Origin of the sequence: Bradyrhizobium sp. McL0616 (genome assembly GCF_049993385.1) — a bacterium.
Lineage (GTDB): Bacteria > Pseudomonadota > Alphaproteobacteria > Rhizobiales > Xanthobacteraceae > Bradyrhizobium.
Genome location: NZ_CP188255.1, coordinates 6,369,237 through 6,389,023, shown reverse-complemented (window position 1 = coordinate 6,389,023; position 19,787 = coordinate 6,369,237). Strand labels below are relative to the sequence as shown.

The following is a 19,787-nucleotide window of genomic DNA, read 5'->3' as shown; positions in this document are numbered from 1 at the left end:
TGACGATGAAGCGGTGGATAGGGGCTGTCTCGGCGGCGCTGATGATGTTCGCGGCCGTGCCGGCTCAGGCGGCCGACAAGGTCGTGCTGATGCTCAACTGGTACGTCTATGGCGAGCACGCGCCGTTCTATTACGGCAAGGCCAAGGGCATTTATGCTGCCGAGGGCATCGACCTCGAGATCCAGGAAGGCCGGGGTTCGGCTGCGACCACGCAGGCCGTCGCCGCCAAGACCGCCGACTTCGGTTATGTCGACGTTCCCACCATGATGCGCGCCGCGATCAAGGGCGCGCCTGTGATCGCGACCGGCGTGCTGCTCCAGACCAGCCCGATGTCCGCCATGGGCTTTGCCGACAAGAACATCAGGAAGCCCGAGGACATCAAGGGCAAGACCGTGGCGATCACGCCGGCCAATTCCATGACCCAGATCTGGCCGCTGTTCCTGAAGAAGACCGGCCTGAAGGAGAGCGACTTCACCACCGTTGCCGGCGACGGCCAGACCAAGCTCAACGCGGTCATCAACGGCCAGGCTGATCTGCTGCTCGGCTACGTCATGGATCAGTCGATGAAGATCAAGGACGCCACCGGCAAGGATGTCTATCCGATCAAGTTCGCCGACTACGGCATCAACATGGTTTCCTCCGGCATCATCGCCAACTCCGACTATGTGAAGGCCAATGCTGACCTCGTCCGACGCTTCATGTCGGCGACGACCAAGGCAGTCGAAGCCGCCGAGAAGGAGCCGAAGGCTGCGGCGCAGTCGATCCTCGATGCCAACCCGAAGGGCGGCAAGATCGACACGCTGACGCAAGGTTTTGAGCTGACCATTCCGCTCTACCGCACGCCTGAGACCAAGAGCAAGCGGCCGTTCCAGGTCACCGACCAGAACATGACCGACAGCGTCAATCTGATGGTCGAATATGGCGGGCTCGATGCCAAGGCCAAGGACAATCCGAAGGCCTTCTACACCAACGACTATCTGCCGAAGGGCGAATCGTGAACCGGGCCGCCAGACCTGACGACGCCGTGCAGCCGGCCGCGCATCTGAGACTGGTGAGCGACCGGGCCGCTAACGATGCGTCTGGCATAAAACTATCCGGCGTGTCGAAGACTTACCGGACGCGCGACGGCGACGTGCCGTCGCTGCGGCCGCTGGACTTTCACATCAACGAGGGCGAGTTCTTCGTCGTGGTCGGCCCGTCCGGCTGCGGCAAGTCCACGCTGCTCAAGCTGATTTCCGGCCTGCTGCCGCCGTCGAGCGGCGAGATCCTGGTCGAGGGTGAGAAGGCGACGGCGCCGCACGGGAATGTCGGCATCGTGTTCCAGAACGCGTTGCTGCTGCCTTGGCGCAACATCCTGTCCAACGTGATGCTGCCGATCGACATGAAGCGGCTCCCGCGGGACAAATATCTCGCTCGCGCCAAGGCCCTACTGAAGATGGTTGGGCTCGAAGGGTTCGAGAAGAAGCTGCCCTGGCAGCTCTCCGGCGGCATGCAGCAGCGCGCCTCGATCTGTCGTGCGCTAGTGCATGATCCCAAGATCATGCTGATGGACGAGCCGTTCGGCGCGCTCGATGCGCTGACGCGCGAGCGCATGAATGTCGAGCTGATGCGGATCCAGCGCGAGACCAGGAAGACAGTGCTCCTGATCACGCATTCGATCCCCGAGGCCGTGTTTCTCGCCGACCGCGTGCTCGTGATGACTGAACGCCCCGGTGCGGTTGCCGCGGTCTACGAGGTGCCGTTGCCGCGCCCGCGCTCGCTCGACGTGATGGCCGATCCGGTCTTCACCGAGCTCGTGCAGCGCATCCGCAAGCATTTCTTCTCACAGGGTGCACTGGATTAACGACCATGGCGCCGCGCCTGAAGCTGCGAGATATCACCTTGTTCGAACGACCCGTGCATTTCGCGCGGCCGTTCCGCTTTGGCGCGATCACGATCGACGCGACGCCGCAGCTGTTCGTGCGGGTCGAGATCGAGGTCGAGGGCAGGGGAACCGCGGTTGGCGCCAGCGCCGAGCTGCTGGTGCCAAAGTGGTTCGACAAGCGGCCGGAGCTGTCGCCGGCGCAGACGGTCGATGAGTTGCGCCGCGTGCTGGCGATCGCGCGTGGGCTCTACCTGGTGCGGACTGAATTCCTGACGGCGTTCGATCTGCATGCCTCGTGCATCGGGGCTCAGGTCGCGACCTCTGCGAAAAAGAACATTCCGGCGCTGGCCGCAGCCTACGGCCCGGCGGAGATCGACAAGGCCATCCTCGATGCGCTGCTGCGTGCCGCGGAGACCAACTTCTTCGACGGCATGGCCGGCAATATCGCCGGCATCGATGCGCGGCTGTCACCCGACCTGAAGGCGGCTGACATCGCGCAGTTTCTCACAGGCCGCAAGCCGCTGTCGCGCGTCGCGATCAGGCATACCGTCGGTCTCGACGACACCGTTGAAGGCGAGGGCGGCGTTGCCGATGCCCGCGAGAATGCCGGTGCGCGCTATTTCAAGCTGAAGCTGTCCGGCGATCCCGCAGCCGATGCGGCGTGGTTGGCGCGCATCGGCAAGGAACTCGACACGCTCGGCCATGACTACAAGGTCACGCTCGACGCGAATGAGCAGTATGCCGATCTCGCGGCGCTGCAAGCATTGATGGACCGGCTCGATCGCGACCTCGCTTTGCGGCCGATCTCATCGCGTCTGCTCTATGTCGAGCAACCGATGCCGCGCGACATCACCCGGCAATCACCGCTGGGCTCTCTGGCCGCGCACGGCTTCATCATCGATGAAGCCGATGATTCCTACGACGCGTTCCCGTCGGCACGGGCGCTCGGCTATTGCGGTATCTCGTCGAAATCCTGCAAGGGGTTTTACAAATCCATCGTCAACGCAACGCGCGCGGCGAAATGGAGTGCAAGCGGAGCGAGATTTTTGTGACGGGCGAAGACCTGACCTGCCAGGCCGGCCTCGCCGTGCAGCAGGACCTCGCGCTTGGGGCCTTCATCGGCATTACCCACGCCGAGCGCAACGGCCACCACTATGTCGATGGCTTTGGCGAGACCCCTGCGGCTGAAGCGCAGGCTTTCGCGGCCGCGCATCCCGATCTCTATGCCGACGCGGGGCGGGGCGTCCGGCTCTCCATTCACGACGGCGATCTCCTGACGGGATCGCTCAACGCAATGGGCTTTGCGACGTCGGTCCATCCGGACTGGTCGGCGCTGGCCCCGCTCGAACAGCCAAAATCACTCTGGGAGAAATCGGCATGACCACCCAACGCCTCGGCCTCATCATGAACGGCGTCACCGGCCGCATGGGGCTCAACCAGCATCTGATCCGCTCGATCGTCGCGATCCGCGAGCAGGGTGGCGTCAGGTTGACGAACGGCGACCGCATCATGCCCGATCCGATCCTGGTCGGCCGCAGCGCCGAGAAGGTCGAGGGCCTTGCCAAGCGCTTCAACATCACGCGCTGGACCACCGACCTCGATGCGGCGCTCGCCGACAAGAACGACACCATGTTCTTCGACGCCGCCACCACGCAGGCCCGGCCCGGCCTGCTGACCCAGGCCATCAATGCCGGCAAGCATGTCTATTGCGAGAAGCCGATCGCGACGAATTTCGAAGAGGCGCTCGAGGTCGTCAAGCTCGCCAACGCCAAGGGCGTCAAGCACGGCACGGTGCAGGACAAGCTGTTCCTGCCCGGCCTGAAGAAGATCGCTTTCTTGCGCGATTCCGGTTTCTTCGGCCGCATCCTCTCCGTGCGCGGCGAGTTCGGCTATTGGGTGTTCGAGGGCGGCTGGCAGGAGGCGCAGCGGCCGTCCTGGAACTACCGCGACGAGGACGGCGGCGGCATCATTCTGGACATGGTCTGCCACTGGCGCTACGTGCTCGACAACCTCTTCGGCGAGGTCGAGAGCGTTATGTGCATCGGCACCACCGACATTCCAGAGCGCTACGACGAGCAGGGCAAGAAGTACAAGGCGACCGCCGACGATTCGGCCTATGCGACGTTCCAGCTCAAGGGTGGTGCCATCGCGCATATCAACATGTCCTGGGTGACGCGCGTCTATCGCGACGATCTCGTCACTTTCCAGGTCGACGGTACGCTCGGCTCGGCGGTCGCGGGCCTTTCGGATTGCGTGATCCAGGCACGGCAGGCGACGCCCCGGCCGGTGTGGAATTCCGACGAGAAGCGGCTGCACGATTTCTACGGCGACTGGCAGAAGCTGCCGGACAACGTCGCCTACGACAACGGCTTCAGGGAGCAATGGGAGATGTTCATCCGCCACGTCTACGAGGATGCGCCCTACAAGTTCACGCTGCTCGAAGGCGTCAAGGGCGTGCAGCTGGCCGAATGCGCGCTGAAGAGCTGGAAGGAGCGGCGCTGGATCGACGTCGCCCCGATCAAGGTCTGAAGGCTATTGGATAAGTCGCGATGTTTACCAAGCCGTCATTGCGAGCGAAGCGAAGCAATCCAGAGTCCCTCCGCGGCGACGGTCTGGATTGCTTCGTCGCTTCGCTCCTCGCAATGACGGGGAGAGGTCCGAAATCATGAACAAGCCCGTCCAGCCGACGTCGTCATTGTCGTTAAAACTGCCGAAGGCCGATCGTTCGATCGAGACCTACCGGCTCGCGGCCTCGCGAACCTTTCCGGCGCGGCTTGAAGGCACGCTGAACCGCATCGCGTTCTCGGCCGTGCACACGGTCGTCGATCCCTTTGCAGACAACGATCCCTGGCTCTCCGTCGCCGTCGACTGGGACAAGACCATCGCCTTCCGCGAGCACGTCTGGGATCTCGGCCTCGGCGTCGCCGAAGCCATGGACACCGCACAACGCGGCATGGGGCTGGACTGGCCGACCTCGCTGGAGCTGATCACGCGTTCGGTCGCCGCCGCCAAGCGGCGCAACGCGCTGGTGTTCTCCGGTGCAGGCACGGACCATCTTGCAGTCGAGGATGCCAAGAGCCTCGACGACGTCATTCGCGCCTATGAGGAGCAGATATCGGCAGTCGAGAAGGTCGGCGGCCGCATCATCCTGATGGCGTCGCGCGCGCTGGCCAAGCTCGGCCGCAACGCCGATGATTACGCCAAGGTCTACGACCGCGTGCTCTCGCAGGTTCGGGAGCCCGTGATCATTCATTGGCTGGGCGACATGTTCGATCCGGCCCTGACGGGATATTGGGGCACCGGGGATCTCGACAAGGCGATGGACACGGCGGTGGCCATCATCAACGGCAACGCCGCCAAGGTCGACGGCGTCAAGGTCTCGCTGCTCGACAAGCAGCGCGAGATCGACATGCGCAGGCGCCTGGACAAGCGTATCAAGATGTACACCGGCGACGACTTCAACTACGCGGAGCTGATCGCTGGCGACGAGCAAGGCTTTTCGCACGCGCTGCTCGGCATCTTCGATGCTATCGCGCCGGCGGCGTCCTACGCGCTGTCGCGGCTGGCTGCCGGCGACGAGGCCGGCTTCCACGACGTGCTGGGGCCGACCGTGCCGCTGTCGCGCCACATCTTCAAGGCGCCGACGCGCTTCTACAAGACCGGCGTGGTGTTCATGGCCTATCTCAACGGCCACCAGGATCATTTCACTATGGTCGGCGGCCAGGAGAGCACGCGCTCGACGCTGCATCTGGCCGAGCTGTTCCGCTTGGCTGATCAGGCCGGCCTGCTCGCCGATCCGGAGCTGGCGACGCGGCGGATGAAGACGGTGCTGGCCTCGCACGGGATCGAATCCTGATGCGCGATTTCTCCTCGGACCACCGCTGGCTGTCGCTGAACACGGCGACAGTGCGCAAGCAGGGCGACCTCGTTCAGATCATTTACGCCTGTGCAAAGCACGGCATCCGGGCCATCGACCCCTGGCGCGATCAGGTCGCAACCGTCGGCCTCGATCGTGCCGTGCGCGCCGTGCGCGATGCGGGGCTTGATCTCTCCGGCTATTGCCGTGGCGGCATGTTCACCTCGGACGCTTCGCGCCGAGGCGAGGTCCGCGACGACAACCGGCGCTGTATCGACGAGGCCAAAGCGCTGGGCGCGCCCTGCATCGTGCTGGTCGTCGGCGGCCTGCCGCAATATTCGCGGCCCGGCAGCGAGGCATCAAAGGACATCGCCGGCGCGCGGACGCAGGTCGAGGACGCCTTGGCCGAAATGCTCGATTACGCCAAACAGGCAAACCTGCCGCTGGCGATCGAGCCCCTGCATCCCGCCTATGCCGCCGACCGCGCCTGCGTGAACACCACAAAGCACGCGCTGGATATCTGTGACCGGCTCGACCCCGGCCGCACCGGCATGCTCGGCGTCGCGCTCGATGTCTATCACATCTGGTGGGATCCGGAGCTGATGGGCCAGATCGCGCGCGCTGGCAAGGACCGCCTGCTCGCATTCCATGTCTGCGATTGGCTGGTGCCGACCAGGGACATCCTCAACGACCGCGGCATGATGGGCGACGGCGTCATCGATATCAAACGGTCGCGCGCCGCCGTCGAGGCGCAGGGCTATGCCGGCTATTCGGAGATCGAGATCTTCTCCAACGACTGGTGGGGCAGGCCGATGGACGAGGTGCTGCGCACCTGCATCGAGCGGCATCGGACTGTGGTGTAGCTCGCACGAGCGCTGTCCTCACGGGCTTGCGACCTGTTGCATTGTGTTGAGGCGCGCGACATCGGACGCGTTCGTCGCCGCCGACTTTCCGCCGGCGTAATAGCGCCGGCAGCCACCAGGACAATGACGATCACCGTGGCAAGCGCCTCAAGCCTGCACGACCGATGCCGGACGCCCGAATATCGAGCGAACGTGGAGTACGGTCGCAGCGCGGTGAGATCGCTCGCGGCTATGTCGAAGATGTTGGCTCACTGTGAAGTAGTTTACATCCCTGTGTCCTTGGCCTGGGTTAATATGGCCAAGGCTTCTAACTTTGAAGGAGGCATCCAATGCTCGCGACAATCAAATGGAACTCCCGATATAACGCTCGCGAATGGGTGATGATGGCTGGGACGCTTGTCGTCCAACTCCGCGGACTGAATGCAACCCGACAGAAGGGTGAGAGCAAGCCAGGGCGGCCACTCTGGAAACACTTCGACGACACGCATCATTGGGACTCGACCGCGCAGGAATGGGTCCCAAACCAAGATCGGTAGCCGCTGCGCGGTTGGGTGAACGATTTCGGGTTCAGGACCCCGGAAGAGACGGCTCCGACCGTCGAGTTAGGGAACGATGCTCACCAAGCGCGGCCGCCGTGTCGACCATCATGCGCATGCCGGGCATGCCGCCGAGATGATCCCACACCGCTGCCGCGACCACGCCGCCCGACCGAACGACGCGGCGCATCTCGGCTACTGCCTTGCCGGCTTCGGGAACGAAGTGGAGCACGAGAAGCGGCAAAGCGCGGTCGAACGTGCCACCCTCGATGGCTACCATGCCTCATCGAGGCCGAGATGCTGGAACACCTCGCGACGAAGCTCAACGAAGTGTGGATCGCCCCGGTGGCGAGGATAGGGCTGGCTGTTGACGACTTCGGCCTTGATCCGTGCAGGTCGGTCGCTCAGCACGATGACGCGGCCGGCGAGCAAGAGCGCCTCCTCGACATCGTGCGTGACCAGCAGCGCCGTGAAGCTCGAGCGCTGCCAAAGTGATACAAGTTCCGCCTGCATCGCGATGCGAGTCAGCGAGTCGAGCTGGCCCAAAGGTTCGTCGAGAATGAGAATCTTCGGGTCGTTGACAAGCGCACGCGCCAGAGCCGCGCGTTGCGCCATGCCGCCGGAAAGCTGGTGCGGGTAGGCATTGGCGAAGCCCGTGAGCCCCACCAGGCGCAACACGTCTTCGATCCGTCCGCGATGGGTGCGCAGCAACCCGCGGGCTTCCAGACCGAGCGCAACGTTGCTCCAAACCGTCCGCCATGGATAAAGCGTTGGGTCTTGAAAAACCACGACGCGCGACGGATCGGGTGCTTCGATCTCCCTTCCCTCCGTGAGCAGGGAGCCGCCTGTTGGAGTGTCGAGCCCCGCGACCAGCCGCAGCAACGTCGATTTTCCGCACCCACTCGGTCCCAGCAGAGCGACGAATTCGCCGCGGCCGACCTGCAGGCTGATGCGGTCCAATACCGGCAGGGGCTGCCCTTCGAAATCGAAGCCATGGCTCACGTCGCGCAGCGTTAGCGTCGATCCACGGACCGCGTGATCGCTTGCGATCGCCGCTACCATCGCACCAGACCTTTCTGCCAAGCGAGCAGGCGGTCCCGCAAGCGGAACAGCAGCGTGATCAGCCCGGAGCACAAGAACGCCATGAGCAGCAGGGCGGCGTACATATTGGCATAGGCCGCCCAACCCTGCGCCCATTGTAAATACCAGCCGAGCCCCGCCTTCACGCCCAGCATTTCGGCTACGACAAGAACCGCAAAGGAGTTGCCCAGACCCATGAACAGGCCAACAAAGACATGTGGCATTGCCGCCGGAATGGCGACCTTGAGGACGAGGAAGCTCTGGGTTGCTCCCAATGTCCGCGCGATATCGTAATAGGCGCTCTTCACGCCGGCGACGCCCGACCAGGTGAGCACGGTGACCGGAAATCCGGTGGCGAGCGCAATCAGGAAAATGCTGGCGCTGAAGCTCGACGGGAAAACGAAAAATGCGAGCGGCAGCCAAGCCGTCGCGGGCAGCGGCCCGATGAACCGCAAAACTGGGTGGATCCAATAACCGGCGAGCGGCGACCAGCCGATCGTCACGCCGGTCACGAAACCCACTGCCGCACCGAGAAAATAACCGGTCGCGAGCAGACGAGCTGAGGCGAAGACGCCTTCAGCCAGTCGTGCCCAATCGTCGATTGCGACTTCGACAATGGCCTGCGGCGGCGGAAAAAACGGCAACGGCAGCAATCCGAGCTTTGCTGTGACGGCCTCCCAAGCAGCCAAAAACAGCGCGAGCGCGAACAGCCACGGATAAAGCCGCTGGAGACGCTGAAAAGCAACAAAACGAACGCCGGCAAAGGCCGCCAAGGCAAGGGCAACGGCCAATGCGCCGCAGGCAATGGCGAAGCCGCCCGTGTAGGCCCAATCGCTTTCGAGCTTATCCGGCCAGAACGCAGTGAGCACGGCCACTATAGACCATGCGCCAGCCACAGACAGTCCGCCGCTTAACGACCGGGTGGTTGAACTTTCAAAAAAGCCGAAACCCGATTTCTCTGATGGCCTCGGCACGTCATTGATGACCGAGCTCACTGCGGATCTTCCCAATCGGCTCAGCTTAGAACATCAAGATAAATCCGGTCGGCGAACTTGGCCGGGTCAGTGCTTCGCTTGATGACGTTCACTGCTTTGAGTTCATCGGTGTAGAGTAAAAGTTGCTTCTTGAGCGCCGCCCCGACGGGATGATTGTGGTGAGTATGGCTGCCATACATGGTGGCGAGATCCTCTATGGACCCTCTCCCGCCGTAGCCCGAATAGATTGCTGCGGCATCAGCGGGATCACTGGCAACTCGGTCTGCCGCCTCGAGTATCGATCGTGTCAGAGCGGCCGCCACCGGCATTTCGGTTCGGGTGAGGCTGCCACGTATCGCGAGAACGCAGCAGGTGCGGTCGGCGAATTCACCCGTTAGGTTCGTCGCGATCTCGTTAAGTTTGCCTTCCTTGAGCCACAGATAGGGCAGCGGATCTATCTCGGCTAGCGCCTGCACTTCGCCCTTTTCGACGGCAAGCGCGAGCAGGTTGGCCGGGTACTGGCGCCACTCTACCTCTTGGGCCGGATCGATGCCCTTTTTGGCGAGGTAGATCGAAAAGAAGTTCTTCGCTGGGCTCGCTTGATCGCTAATTGCGATAGCCTTGCCGCGCAGGGACTCGAGGTTGTCAATATTCGCAGCCTTGGAGCCGAGGAGCCGGATGCAGCCGCCGTGCACACCGGCGGTGATCCGAACGTCGAAACCTTGCTCCAGCGGTTTGAGCCAGCGCAGGGCCAATCCCAAACCGGCATCTGCCTTGCCAGTTGCAATCGCCTCCAACAACTGGTCGGTCGGGCCGCCGAAATTCACGAAATCGACGTCGAGGTTGTGCTTGGCGAAGATACCTCGTTCCTTTGCGACTGCCGCAGCGACCGTGCACGCCGCGTTCGCGTTCCAGGCGATTTTGAGTTGGCGGGGTGGGCCCTGCAGCTCTTCACTGTTCGCGGCGGCGCGGCAAATAGGAGGCCCGCCAGGAATATAAGACAACGATCCAGGCCCGGATGCCGTCAGCGCTCGAGCCGCTCCGAACATCCCGAACGGCGCCGCGGCGCCGAGGGTGCAAACCAACGTCAGCACCGAGCGGCGGGAGAAAGCGTCCCGCTTCGTTTCGGACAGACCTTTCGTTAAGCTGTTGCCAATTTCGCGATTTTCCATGTGTCGCTCCCAAACTCGCGTGTGAATGGAATAGAAACCGGGTGGCGCTTTGCGCGGCTTAGCTCACCTCTCTTGGAGCATCATCCGAGCCCGTCTGCTACGGTCGTATGAAGCGCTTCATATTAGCGCAAAAAATTCGAAGGAGATAGCAGCGCGGCGATGACGCTCTCGTCAATCGTGTTGACCTACTCACGGCAGCGTCTGTCGCATTTGATCGCGATCGATGCGGGTAGATGATCGATATTTCGGTCGTAGGCACGCACCAGCATAGTGCCTGCGTTGCGCGAATTGAGCGACGCCCATACCAAGATCATGCAGGACAAGCCCGAACTTCTAACGCCAAGTCCAGCATGCTCTGGAATAGTTGGTGTGTTGCAGCAGGACGGAAGCTACACGTTAGGCTTTGCGCCTTTGACCAATGTCGGCTTCGCGCGTCGCTTGCGTGATCCCGGGAATGCCATCAATGTTGTGCGCGGGCATCCTTACAAGGAGGTAGGAGGTCGCATGATTACCGCCATTGTACGATACAAACTGCCGCCGCAGATCGACTACGCCGCATGTCGCAAGCACTTTCACAAGATCGCACCTAACTTTCGCGAGGTGACGGGGCTGATCAGCAAGCACTTCATCTGGTCCGAAAGCGGCTGGGCGGGCGGCGTGTACCAGTGGGAGCGCATTGAGGACGCCAAGGCGTTCTACACCGGGCCGTGGCTCGAGGGCATCATCCAGCGCTACGGCATGAAGCCGCAGATCGATCTATACGAGGTATTTGCGGTGACAGACAACACGTGCGGCAAGGTTGAGCTGTTCGAGGAGACCGTTGCCACCAAATGACCCTGAGCAGATATCGCTCATCTGCCGCGCTGGCGCGTAGAGGGGCGGTTGCGTCAGAGGTTGGCACGCAGAGCCCTCGCGACGTCGTAGGTAGCGGGTCTACGCCGTGACTCACTTCTGATCTTGGCCCATCGCGTCGTTTCGCCGCCTGCGGAATTTGATCGCTACAAGGGCATAGCGGACATTGGGCAAGCCTGATTAAAGGTTCGTTGCTGGCCGCGGCCGGCATTGCGATCTTCGGGCGCAGGCAGCCTCAAGAAAAATCCTGCGTCACGGTCGTGGCGAATTGCTCGAGCGCCCAGTCGATCTGGTCGCTGGTGATCACCAGCGGCGGGGCGATGCGGATCGTGTGCTCATGGGTATCCTTGGCGAGGATGCCCTTGCCCCGCAGCGCCTCGCAGTAGCGGCGCGCGCGGCTGGCCTCGGGATGCAGCTCGACCCCCAGCCGCGGCATGATGGGCGTCATCGACATCGAACGGTCGCGCGCCACAGTCGAGGCGCAGGGCTATGCCGGCTATTCGGAGATCGAGATCTTCTCCAACGATTGGTGGGGCAGACCGATGGACGAGGTGCTGCGCACCTGCATCGAGCGGCACCGGACGGTGGTGTAGGCCCCGCGAGGGTTGTTCCCACGGGCTTGCGAACTGTTGCGGCGTGTTGAAGCGCGCCTTCTGTTCGCTGCTGAGGACGGGATAGAACTCGTCCAGGGCGGGTTCGACCAGCCTGGCGGCCGTCGGCATAGCCCCTCTGAATTTACCCCCGCTCTCAGCGGCAGAACGGTGGTCGGACTTACTGCTGGCTCGACCCGGTCGCGGATGACCCACAACGGTCGTCGCTGGAATCATGTCAGACACGCCCTTCGCAATTGCGGCGGCGATCGTGCTTGCTCTCCTGTCGTGTCGGGCGCAGAGTTTTTTTGCGGTCCACGATCGTCAGGATGCCTGACATGTTATCGAGAACACCTTGCTGCGGACGCGCGCCTCAATCAACGAAAGCCATCACGGGTCTCCGCGTTTCTCCGTTGGCCGGCCGGGGAGGCCTCACAAAGGAAGGATAAGGCGACGACTGAAGGTAGGACTTGGCTCTCACCGGGAGTTTTCCGCCATGAAAATCAGTCACGGTATGCTTGCGGGCGCAAGTCTTCTCGCCCTTGGTTGCGGTTCGGCATTGGCTCAGCAGATTACAGGTGTCCCGGGTTCGCCCAGCGCCACCACAACAATCACCGGACAACAGCTTCCGCCGCCTGATCCGAAATTCGGTGGGGTGATCAAGGAGAGAGCCTCGGAGTCCAAGGCTTGGTGGGCCCCGCGCGTGGTGCCGCCAAAGGGCGCGCCCAACGTGCTGCTTATCATGACGGATGACCAGGGTTTCGGTGCACCAAGCACCTTCGGCGGCGTCATACCTACGCCAACCATGGATCGCATCGCAGCCCAGGGGCTGCGCTTCACGAATTTCCACTCCACGTCGCTTTGCTCACCGACACGAGCGGCGCTGATCACCGGACGCAACCATCACTCGGTTGGCTATGGGGTGGTTGGCGAGATCGCAACGGGTTTCCCGGGCTACGATTCGATCATTCCAATCGAGAAAGGCACGATCGGCAATATTCTGAAAGTGAACGGCTACGCGACCTCATGGTTCGGCAAAGACCACAACACGCCGTCCTATCAGTCGAGCCAGGCGGGGCCGTTCGACCAATGGCCGAACGGAATGGGCTTTGAATATTTCTACGGCTTTGTGGGTGGCGATGCGAGCCAGTGGCAGCCGAATCTCTTCCGCAATACGACGGCTATCTATCCTTTCCTCGACAATCCTGGCTGGAATCTGGAGACGGCGATGGCCGATGAGGCCATCCAGCACATCAAGCAGCTCAAGGAAGTCGCACCGGGCAAGCCGTGGCTCGTTTACTACGTGCCGGGCGCGACGCATGCGCCGCATCATCCCACACCCGAGTGGGTCAAGAAGATCAACGACATGCACCTGTTCGACGAGGGCTGGAACAGGGTGCGAGAGAAGATATTCGTCAACCAGCAGCGGCTCGGCATCATGCCCGGGAATGCCAAGCTGACATCGTGGCCGAAAGAGCTGCCGGAATGGGACTCGTTGAGCTGGGACGAGAAGAAGCTCTTCATCAAGCAGGCGGACGTCTATGGCGCCTATCTCGCCTATGCCGACCATGAGATCGGGCGGGTCATCCAAGCGGTCGAAGACTTGGGCGAACTCGACAACACCTTGATCGTCTACATCGGTGGCGATAACGGCGCGAGCGCCGAAGGCACGCTCAACGGCACACCCAACGAGTTCACCACCTTCAACGGCGTTTCCGTGCCGGTGAAGGACCAGTTTCTCTGGTATCCATTCTGGGGATCGGAACGGACGTTCCCGCATTACGCCGCGGGCTGGGCGTGGACGATGGACACCCCGTTCAAATGGGTGAAGCAGGTGCCCTCGCACTTCGGCGGGACCGCTCAGGGCATGGTCATGTCCTGGCCTGGCCACATCAACGATTTGGGCGGTATCCGCCGCCAGTTCCATCACGTCATCGACATCGTGCCGACTATCCTCGAAGCGACCGGCATCTCGCAACCCGACACGATTAACGGAATCAAACAGATTCCGATCGAGGGCGTCAGCATGACGTACACGTGGGACAAGGCGAACGCGAACGTACCCTCCACCCACCAGACGCAATATTTCGAGATGCTGGGCAATCGCGCAATCTATCAGGATGGCTGGGTCGCAGCGACGACTCCTGCGACGCTCCCGTGGGAGCTAAGCACCAAGGCGCCGCCGGACGTGATCACTGGGTACAATTGGGAGCTCTATAACGTCAAGGACGATCCCACCCAGTCCGAGGACCTCGCTTCGAAGATGCCGGACAAGCTCAAGCAGCTGCAGGACGTCTTTTATTCCGAGGCGAAGAAGTACAACGTGCTGCCGATCGACAACTCGACGCTCGCGCGATGGAACACGCCGCGTCCGAGTCTCACCGCGGGACGCGCGGAGTTCACCTACTCCGGCGAATTGATCGGCACGCCGGCGAGCGCAGCGCCCAGTATCCTCAACAAGAGTTACACCGTCACCGCCGAGGTCGAGATACCCGAAGGCGGTGCGGAGGGCATGATCGTCACTCACGGCGGGCGTTTCGGCGGCTACGGCCTTTTCCTGAGCAAGGGTGAGTTTGGCGTCGGACGCGGCAAGGTGGTGTTCCTCTACAACCTGCTCGATCTCAAGCGCACGGTCTGGGAGGGACCCGAGCTCGAAGCCGGCAAGCACACCATCGTCTTTGACTTCAAGTCGGATGGTCCGGGCTTGGGCAAGGGAGGGACAGGCGTGCTCTCTGTGGACGGCAAGGAAGTGGCGAAAAACTCCATGGAACACACCACCCCGATCACGTTCCCGGAGGACGAAACCTTCGACATCGGCCAGGACACCCGCACACCGCTGGCGCTCGTCGAGTATCGCTACGATGCTCCTTTCAAGTTCACGGGCAAGATCGAAAAGCTGACCTTCAAGCTCGAACCGTTCGCCGCGGAGCAGGGCGCGGAGGCGGGAGCGGCTGATCGTGCAGTGGACTCGTCCCTATCAGCGGTAGGGAGGGCCAAGTAAGCGGAGAGCCGTTGGCGACTCTTCGCATAGTCGACAAGGATCGATTCAGTCCGGGGTCGGCCACCAGTAATCAGAAGTTGGCCCATTGATCGATAGGAGACTCCGATGATTATGAAGGACAACAACAGCGAGCCGCTACGCCGACGAGACGTTTGCTTTGGCGCTCTGGCACTCGGTGCAACTGCGTTTCTCCGGCGCGGCTGACGAAGGTCTCGGATAGCAAAAGGTAATGGCTCCTGCCTCAAATCCCGTTACGGAGCAGGCTTAGCGTCGCTCGCATGCATGACCTTCAACGGCGCGATTGTCCCTGTCGATGGCGGATTTTCTCCGAGTATGATCGGGCTTTGTCCTGAAGTCTTCTCGCAATCGGTTCGGTGCGGCGGACGCCGGGGTTGCGCCGTTTTGCGCCTGCCCATTGCGCTTGCCCCGCCTTGGCTCATACTGACGCGTGGCCAACAGGACCACCCGTCATGTCGACTGCCGCCTTGAGCCCCCTGGACGAGACGATCACGATCGCTGACCTCACGCGCGACCCCTATCCAATCTACAGGCGCCTGAGGCGCGAAGCGCCCGTATTGCGCGTCAAATCCGTGGGCCGCACGTTTCTCACCAAGGCCGCCGACACCAAATACGTGAAGGACAACGCGGCGTTGTTCAGCTCCGACGATCCGAACACGCCGATGAAGCGCGCCTTTCTCGCGCATACGCTGATGCGCAAGGACCACGACGAGCACCGGGCCGAACGCATGGCGATGATGCCGGCCCTCATGCCGAAGACGATCGAATCCGTATGGGGTCCGCTGTATGCGAAACTGGCGGTGACGTATCTCGACCGGCTGCCGCGCGGCGAGGTTGTCGATCTCTTTCCTGCCCTCGCGGGACCGCTTGCCGCGCGGATACTGGCGCATGCGATCGGCGTTCCGGACGCGAGTGATGAGGACATGCAGCGGTGGTCGCAGACGCTGATCGACGGTGCCGGCAATTTCGGCTGGACGCCAGGGCCTTTCCAGGCGACCGACATCGCCAATGCGGAAATGGACAAATGTATCCGCGCCAACGTCGAACGCGTGCGGGCCGAGCCGGACTCCTCGGCGCTCTCCTTCATGGTGAACGCGAAGAATCCGATTCTGGAAAGCCAGATGATCGCCAATGTAAAGATCGCGATCGGCGGCGGCATCAACGAGCCGCGCGACGCCCTGCTGACGATCCTCTACGGCCTGCTCACCAATCCCGGTCAGCTCGATTCAGTGCGAGCAGACGGCAAATGGCGCGCCGCCTTCGAGGAAGGGGTCCGGTGGGTGGCGCCGATCCAGGCGAGTTCACGGCTTGTCATGGAGGACACGGAGATGCGCGGCTGCTTCATCCCGAAGGGCGACACCGTGATGACGATCCAGGCCTCCGCCAACCGAGACGAGGACGTCTTCGAGGATGGCGAGAACTACAACGCGCTTCGCGAGCCCAATCCCCACCAGGCCTTTGGCAATGGCCCGCATCATTGCGCGGGCGCACATCTGTCGCGGCGAACTGTCGGCGAGATCCTGCTGCCGATGCTGTTCGAGCGCTTCCCAAACATGACCTTACCTGATCCCGCGAGCGTGCGCTGGCACGGATTCGGTTTCCGCGGCCCGCTTAATCTGCCGCTTCTACTGCAATAGGACCGGCGCGAGGGAGAGGCGGATCCTCAAGAGAAATCCTGCGTCAGGGTCGTGGCGAACTGCTCCAGCGCCCAGTCGACCTCGTCGCTGGTGATCACCAGCGGCGGGGCGATGCGGATCGTATGCTCGTGGGTATCCTTGGCGAGGATGCCCTTGCCCTGGAGCGCCTCGCAGTAGCGGCGCGCAGGGCCGGCCTCGGGATGCAGCTCGACCGCCAGCATCAGGCCGCGTCCGCGTACGTCGCGGATCGTGTTGGCACGGATGTCCTTCAATCCTTCCAGAAAGCGCGCGCCTTGCACGGCCGCGTTCTCGATCATGCCTTCCTCGACCAGCACGCGCATTGCCGCGCGCGCCACCGCGCAGGCAAGCGGGTTGCCGCCGAAGGTCGAGCCATGCTGCCCGGGGCGCAATGTCCCGAGCACGTCGCTGTTCGAGAGCACGGCCGACACGGGATAGAAGCCGCCGGACAAGGCCTTGCCGAGCAGCGTCACGTCCGCCTCGATACCCTCGTGCTGTTCGGCGAGCAGCTTGCCGGTGCGGCCGAGCCCGGTCTGGATCTCATCGAGCACCAGCATGACGTTGTGGGCTGTGCAGAGCTCGCGGACCTCTGTGAAATAGCCGGCCGGGGGAATGATGACACCGGCTTCGCCCTGGATCGGCTCGACCAGGAAGGCGACGGTGGTTGGCGTGATCGCCTGTTCCAGCGCGGCGGCGTTGCCGAACGGGATGATCTTGAAGCCCGGCGCGAACGGCCCAAAGTGCTTGCGGGTCTCAGGGTCAGTTGAAAAGCCGACGATGCCCAGCGTGCGTCCGTGGAAATTGTCGGCGCAGACGATGATCTCGGCCTGGCCATCCGGCACGCCTTTCACCTCATAGCCCCATTTGCGCACAGACTTGATCGCGCTTTCGACCGCCTCGGCGCCGCTGTTCATCGGCAGCACCTTGTGGGAGCCGGTCAGCGCCGCGATCTCTTCGTAGAACGGGGCTAGCTGGTCGTTGTGGAAGGCGCGCGAGGTGAGCGTCAGCCTGTGTGCCTGTTCCACCATCGCCGCCAGGATCTTGGGGTGGCAGTGGCCCTGGTTGACCGCGGAATAGGCGGAGAGGCAATCGAGATAACGGTTGCCTTCGGTATCCCAGACCCAGACACCCTCGCCGCGCGACAGGACGACCCCGATCGGCGCGTAATTATGGGCGCCGAAGCGCGCTTCCGTTGCCAGGAAATCAGTGACCGAGGAGCTCATCTTTCGTCACTCCCTTGGGCAGCGCTGCCAAGCGCGCGATGCTGCCGATTTGCCCCGACGTGTCAAACGGTTCTGTCGATCCACCGGGCTTTTTCGGCCAACCTCTCCGCTACTGTGCATGGGGTTGTTTTCGACATTTTTGTTGGGCCGGGGCTTTTCAGGAGTCCTGATCGCGGTGCGCGATCTCCAGCGTGACCAGCCGTGCCAGCAGCGTCGCTGGAGAAAGCTGGCCAAACATCGCCTCGATGTTGCACAGGCTGCGCACGACCGGATGCACGGGCGCAACGTCGCCATAGCCGGTCGTCGTCAGCGTCGCGAAGCTGAAATAGATCACCTGGCTCGCCAGCGCCGGGCTGTCCTCCACCTTCATGCCGGCGAAGGCGTTCGGCACCAGTGAGCCCACGAAGGTGTAGAGCGCCGAGAAGATTACCGCGATCGTGATGTACAGCAGCACCGCGCCGATGACGCGGTGATAGGTGATGCGGCCCGGTGCGAAGGTCGCGCGCGCCACCGTCCAGGCCATGGTCGTACCGACGATGAACCAGGAGCCGGCGAACAGGTTGAGGTCGAGGAGGGACGGCGATTTGATCCGCAGGATCGCGCCGACCGTGATCATGACGAGCGCGATCAGCATCGCCACGACCGCGACCGGACTGCCGGAGATCACGAAGATGCCGACGACGAGCAGCAGCGCCAGCACCAGCTCGGAGGCCTGAAACGCGAAGATCCCCAGGGCCTGGAGCGGGGCGATCACGAACATCATGATCATGACCAAGGCGGTCAGTGCGGTGAGGAGCGGATCGGCCCAGCGCTCGCGGATCTCGTCGATGTTCATGACATCCTCGTCAGCCGATGGAGCAGGGCACGCTCAGGAAGCCACGGAAACGCACCCGGCCGCCTCGCACCGGCTGGCCGCTCACGGCATAGTTCGGGAAGCGCGCCAAAAAGCGCGAGATCGCGATGGCGCCTTCGAGCCGTGCCAGCGCCATGCCGGCGCATTGATGCGCGCCGGTAGCGAAGGCGAGGTGCCGGTTCGGCGTGCGCGCGATGTCGAAGCATTCAGGGTCCGGAAACTGCGCCGGGTCGCGGTTGGCCGCTCCGATGCACAGCGTGATCGACGTGCCGGCATCGAGCATGACGCCGCCGAGCTCGACCTTTTCCGTGGTCATGCGGTTGCCGAGCTGGTTCGAGCTCTCGTAGCGCAGCATCTCCTCGACCGCGGTCTTGATGAGATCGGGATTGTCGATCAGCCGCTGCTTCTGGTCCGGATTCCGCTCGAGCGTGACGAGGCCGTTGCCGATCAGATTGGTGGTGGTCTCGTGGCCGGCATTGAGCAGGAAGATGCAATTATGCAGCAGCTCCTTCTCGGTCAGCCGCTCGCCGTTGTCCTCTCCCTGGATCAGGCGCGTCAGCACGTCGCGCTCTGGATTGCCGGGCTTTTGCCGGCGGCGTACCACCAGCGTCACGAGATAGGCGAGGAAATCCGTCACCGCCTTGTTGCCGCGCGCTGCTGCCTCGGTCGACACCACGGGTTCGAGTGCACCGAGGATCGCCAGCGACCAGTCGCGCAGCGGCGCGCGTTCGTCGTGGGGAACGTCGAGCAAATTGCCGATCACCTCGATGGGAATGGAGGCGGCGAAGTCCTCGATCAGCTCGCAATCGCCCTTGGCGGCGATGGCGTCGAGCAGGCCGTCGATCAGCTTGACAAGGTCGCCCTCCATTCCCGCGATCGCGCGCGGCGACAGCGCGCCCATGATCAGGCGCCGCACGCGGGTGTGCGCCGGCGGATCATTGAAGACGAGGCTGGTGGTGTGATGCTCGTAGAGTGGGGTGTCGCCGTATTTCGGTGCGAATTCGCGCTTCTTGTCCGAGCTGAACGATTTTGTATTCTTGTAGGTGGTGACGAGATCGTCATAGCGGGTCAGGAACACGGTGCCGTTCGGCAGGCGCTTGACCGGCTCGTTCTCCCGCAGTGCACGATAGGTCGGATAGGGATCGGCGTAGAATTCGCCTGTCAGCTTCTCCAGATCGAACTTGGCCGCCAGTTCTTTCGCATCTGCGTTCATTGCCCGCCATACTCGCCGGTTGAGACCGATATGCCGT

General features: G+C 62.7%; 14 protein-coding genes and 4 pseudogenes. 10 read left to right on the top strand and 8 right to left on the bottom strand.

The window, feature by feature from the left end:
• The first annotated feature begins 5 nt into the window (after positions 1–5).
• From ACPPVR_RS30860 to ACPPVR_RS30835, 6 genes and pseudogenes are all read left to right on the top strand, one after another.
• Positions 6–998: an ABC transporter substrate-binding protein gene (locus tag ACPPVR_RS30860; RefSeq protein ID WP_426610317.1), complete on the top strand. Its 993-nt coding sequence runs from the start codon at positions 6–8 to the stop codon at positions 996–998.
• Positions 995–1,843 carry an ABC transporter ATP-binding protein gene (locus ACPPVR_RS30855; protein WP_426610316.1) on the top strand — a complete coding sequence of 283 codons (849 nt, stop codon included), beginning with the start codon at positions 995–997 and terminating at the stop codon, positions 1,841–1,843. The genes ACPPVR_RS30860 and ACPPVR_RS30855 overlap by 4 nt, the downstream gene beginning before the upstream one ends.
• 5 nt (positions 1,844–1,848) lie before the next feature.
• Positions 1,849–3,245 (top strand): annotated as a pseudogene (locus tag ACPPVR_RS30850) (hypothetical protein).
• The gene (locus tag ACPPVR_RS30845; protein ID WP_426610315.1) at positions 3,242–4,393 is read left to right on the top strand and encodes a Gfo/Idh/MocA family protein; all 1,152 of its coding nucleotides are present in this window, start codon (positions 3,242–3,244) and stop codon (positions 4,391–4,393) included. The pseudogene ACPPVR_RS30850 and the gene ACPPVR_RS30845 overlap by 4 nt, the downstream one beginning before the upstream one ends.
• A gap of 136 nt (positions 4,394–4,529) precedes the next feature.
• A complete protein-coding gene (locus tag ACPPVR_RS30840; RefSeq protein ID WP_426610314.1) occupies positions 4,530–5,720 on the top strand; it encodes a dihydrodipicolinate synthase family protein in 1,191 nt (396 codons plus the stop codon).
• Positions 5,720–6,583, top strand: a complete 864-nt coding sequence (locus ACPPVR_RS30835) for a sugar phosphate isomerase/epimerase family protein (RefSeq protein ID WP_426610313.1) — start codon at positions 5,720–5,722, stop codon at positions 6,581–6,583. Before ACPPVR_RS30840 ends, ACPPVR_RS30835 begins: the two co-directional genes overlap by 1 nt.
• A 615-nt stretch (positions 6,584–7,198) precedes the next feature.
• Here ACPPVR_RS30835 and ACPPVR_RS30830 read toward each other — a convergent pair.
• From ACPPVR_RS30830 to ACPPVR_RS30815, 4 genes and pseudogenes are all read right to left on the bottom strand, one after another.
• Positions 7,199–7,387, bottom strand: a pseudogene (locus tag ACPPVR_RS30830) (methyltransferase domain-containing protein); the annotation flags it as partial.
• 5 nt (positions 7,388–7,392) lie between these two features.
• Positions 7,393–8,181: an ABC transporter ATP-binding protein gene (locus ACPPVR_RS30825; RefSeq protein WP_426610312.1), complete on the bottom strand. Its 789-nt coding sequence runs from the start codon at positions 8,179–8,181 to the stop codon at positions 7,393–7,395.
• Entirely contained in the window at positions 8,175–9,194 is a 1,020-nt protein-coding gene (locus tag ACPPVR_RS30820) for an ABC transporter permease (protein WP_426610311.1), read from the bottom strand. The genes ACPPVR_RS30825 and ACPPVR_RS30820 overlap by 7 nt, the downstream gene beginning before the upstream one ends.
• Before the next feature lie 20 nt (positions 9,195–9,214).
• Entirely contained in the window at positions 9,215–10,345 is a 1,131-nt protein-coding gene (locus ACPPVR_RS30815) for an ABC transporter substrate-binding protein (RefSeq protein ID WP_426610310.1), read from the bottom strand.
• 369 nt (positions 10,346–10,714) lie between these two features.
• Between ACPPVR_RS30815 and ACPPVR_RS30810 the strand changes: the two genes are divergently transcribed.
• Entirely contained in the window at positions 10,715–11,179 is a 465-nt protein-coding gene (locus ACPPVR_RS30810) for a hypothetical protein (protein ID WP_426610309.1), read from the top strand.
• Positions 11,180–11,432: 253 nt separating this feature from the next.
• Here ACPPVR_RS30810 and ACPPVR_RS30805 read toward each other — a convergent pair.
• Positions 11,433–11,624: pseudogene (locus ACPPVR_RS30805) on the bottom strand (aminotransferase class III-fold pyridoxal phosphate-dependent enzyme); the annotation flags it as partial.
• A 1-nt stretch (position 11,625) separates the two neighbouring features.
• Here ACPPVR_RS30805 and ACPPVR_RS30800 point away from each other — a divergent pair.
• The 3 genes and pseudogenes from ACPPVR_RS30800 to ACPPVR_RS30790 all read left to right on the top strand — a co-directional run.
• Positions 11,626–11,790: pseudogene (locus ACPPVR_RS30800) on the top strand (sugar phosphate isomerase/epimerase); the annotation flags it as partial.
• A gap of 493 nt (positions 11,791–12,283) precedes the next feature.
• Positions 12,284–14,788 carry an arylsulfatase gene (locus ACPPVR_RS30795; protein ID WP_426616215.1) on the top strand — a complete coding sequence of 835 codons (2,505 nt, stop codon included), beginning with the start codon at positions 12,284–12,286 and terminating at the stop codon, positions 14,786–14,788.
• 470 nt (positions 14,789–15,258) lie between these two features.
• Positions 15,259–16,443, top strand: a complete 1,185-nt coding sequence (locus tag ACPPVR_RS30790) for a cytochrome P450 (protein ID WP_426610308.1) — start codon at positions 15,259–15,261, stop codon at positions 16,441–16,443.
• Between the two features lie 26 nt (positions 16,444–16,469).
• On the opposite strand, the gene rocD is transcribed toward ACPPVR_RS30790, so the two are convergent.
• The 3 genes from rocD to ACPPVR_RS30775 form a co-directional block, all read right to left on the bottom strand.
• A complete protein-coding gene (gene rocD / locus ACPPVR_RS30785; RefSeq protein WP_426610307.1) occupies positions 16,470–17,684 on the bottom strand; it encodes an ornithine--oxo-acid transaminase in 1,215 nt (404 codons plus the stop codon).
• Between the two features lie 157 nt (positions 17,685–17,841).
• Positions 17,842–18,519, bottom strand: coding sequence for an ion channel (locus ACPPVR_RS30780; protein WP_426610306.1), 678 nt, complete (start codon positions 18,517–18,519; stop codon positions 17,842–17,844).
• Between the two features lie 10 nt (positions 18,520–18,529).
• The gene (locus tag ACPPVR_RS30775) at positions 18,530–19,750 is read right to left on the bottom strand and encodes a cytochrome P450 (protein ID WP_426610305.1); all 1,221 of its coding nucleotides are present in this window, start codon (positions 19,748–19,750) and stop codon (positions 18,530–18,532) included.
• Positions 19,751–19,787: the final 37 nt, after the last annotated feature.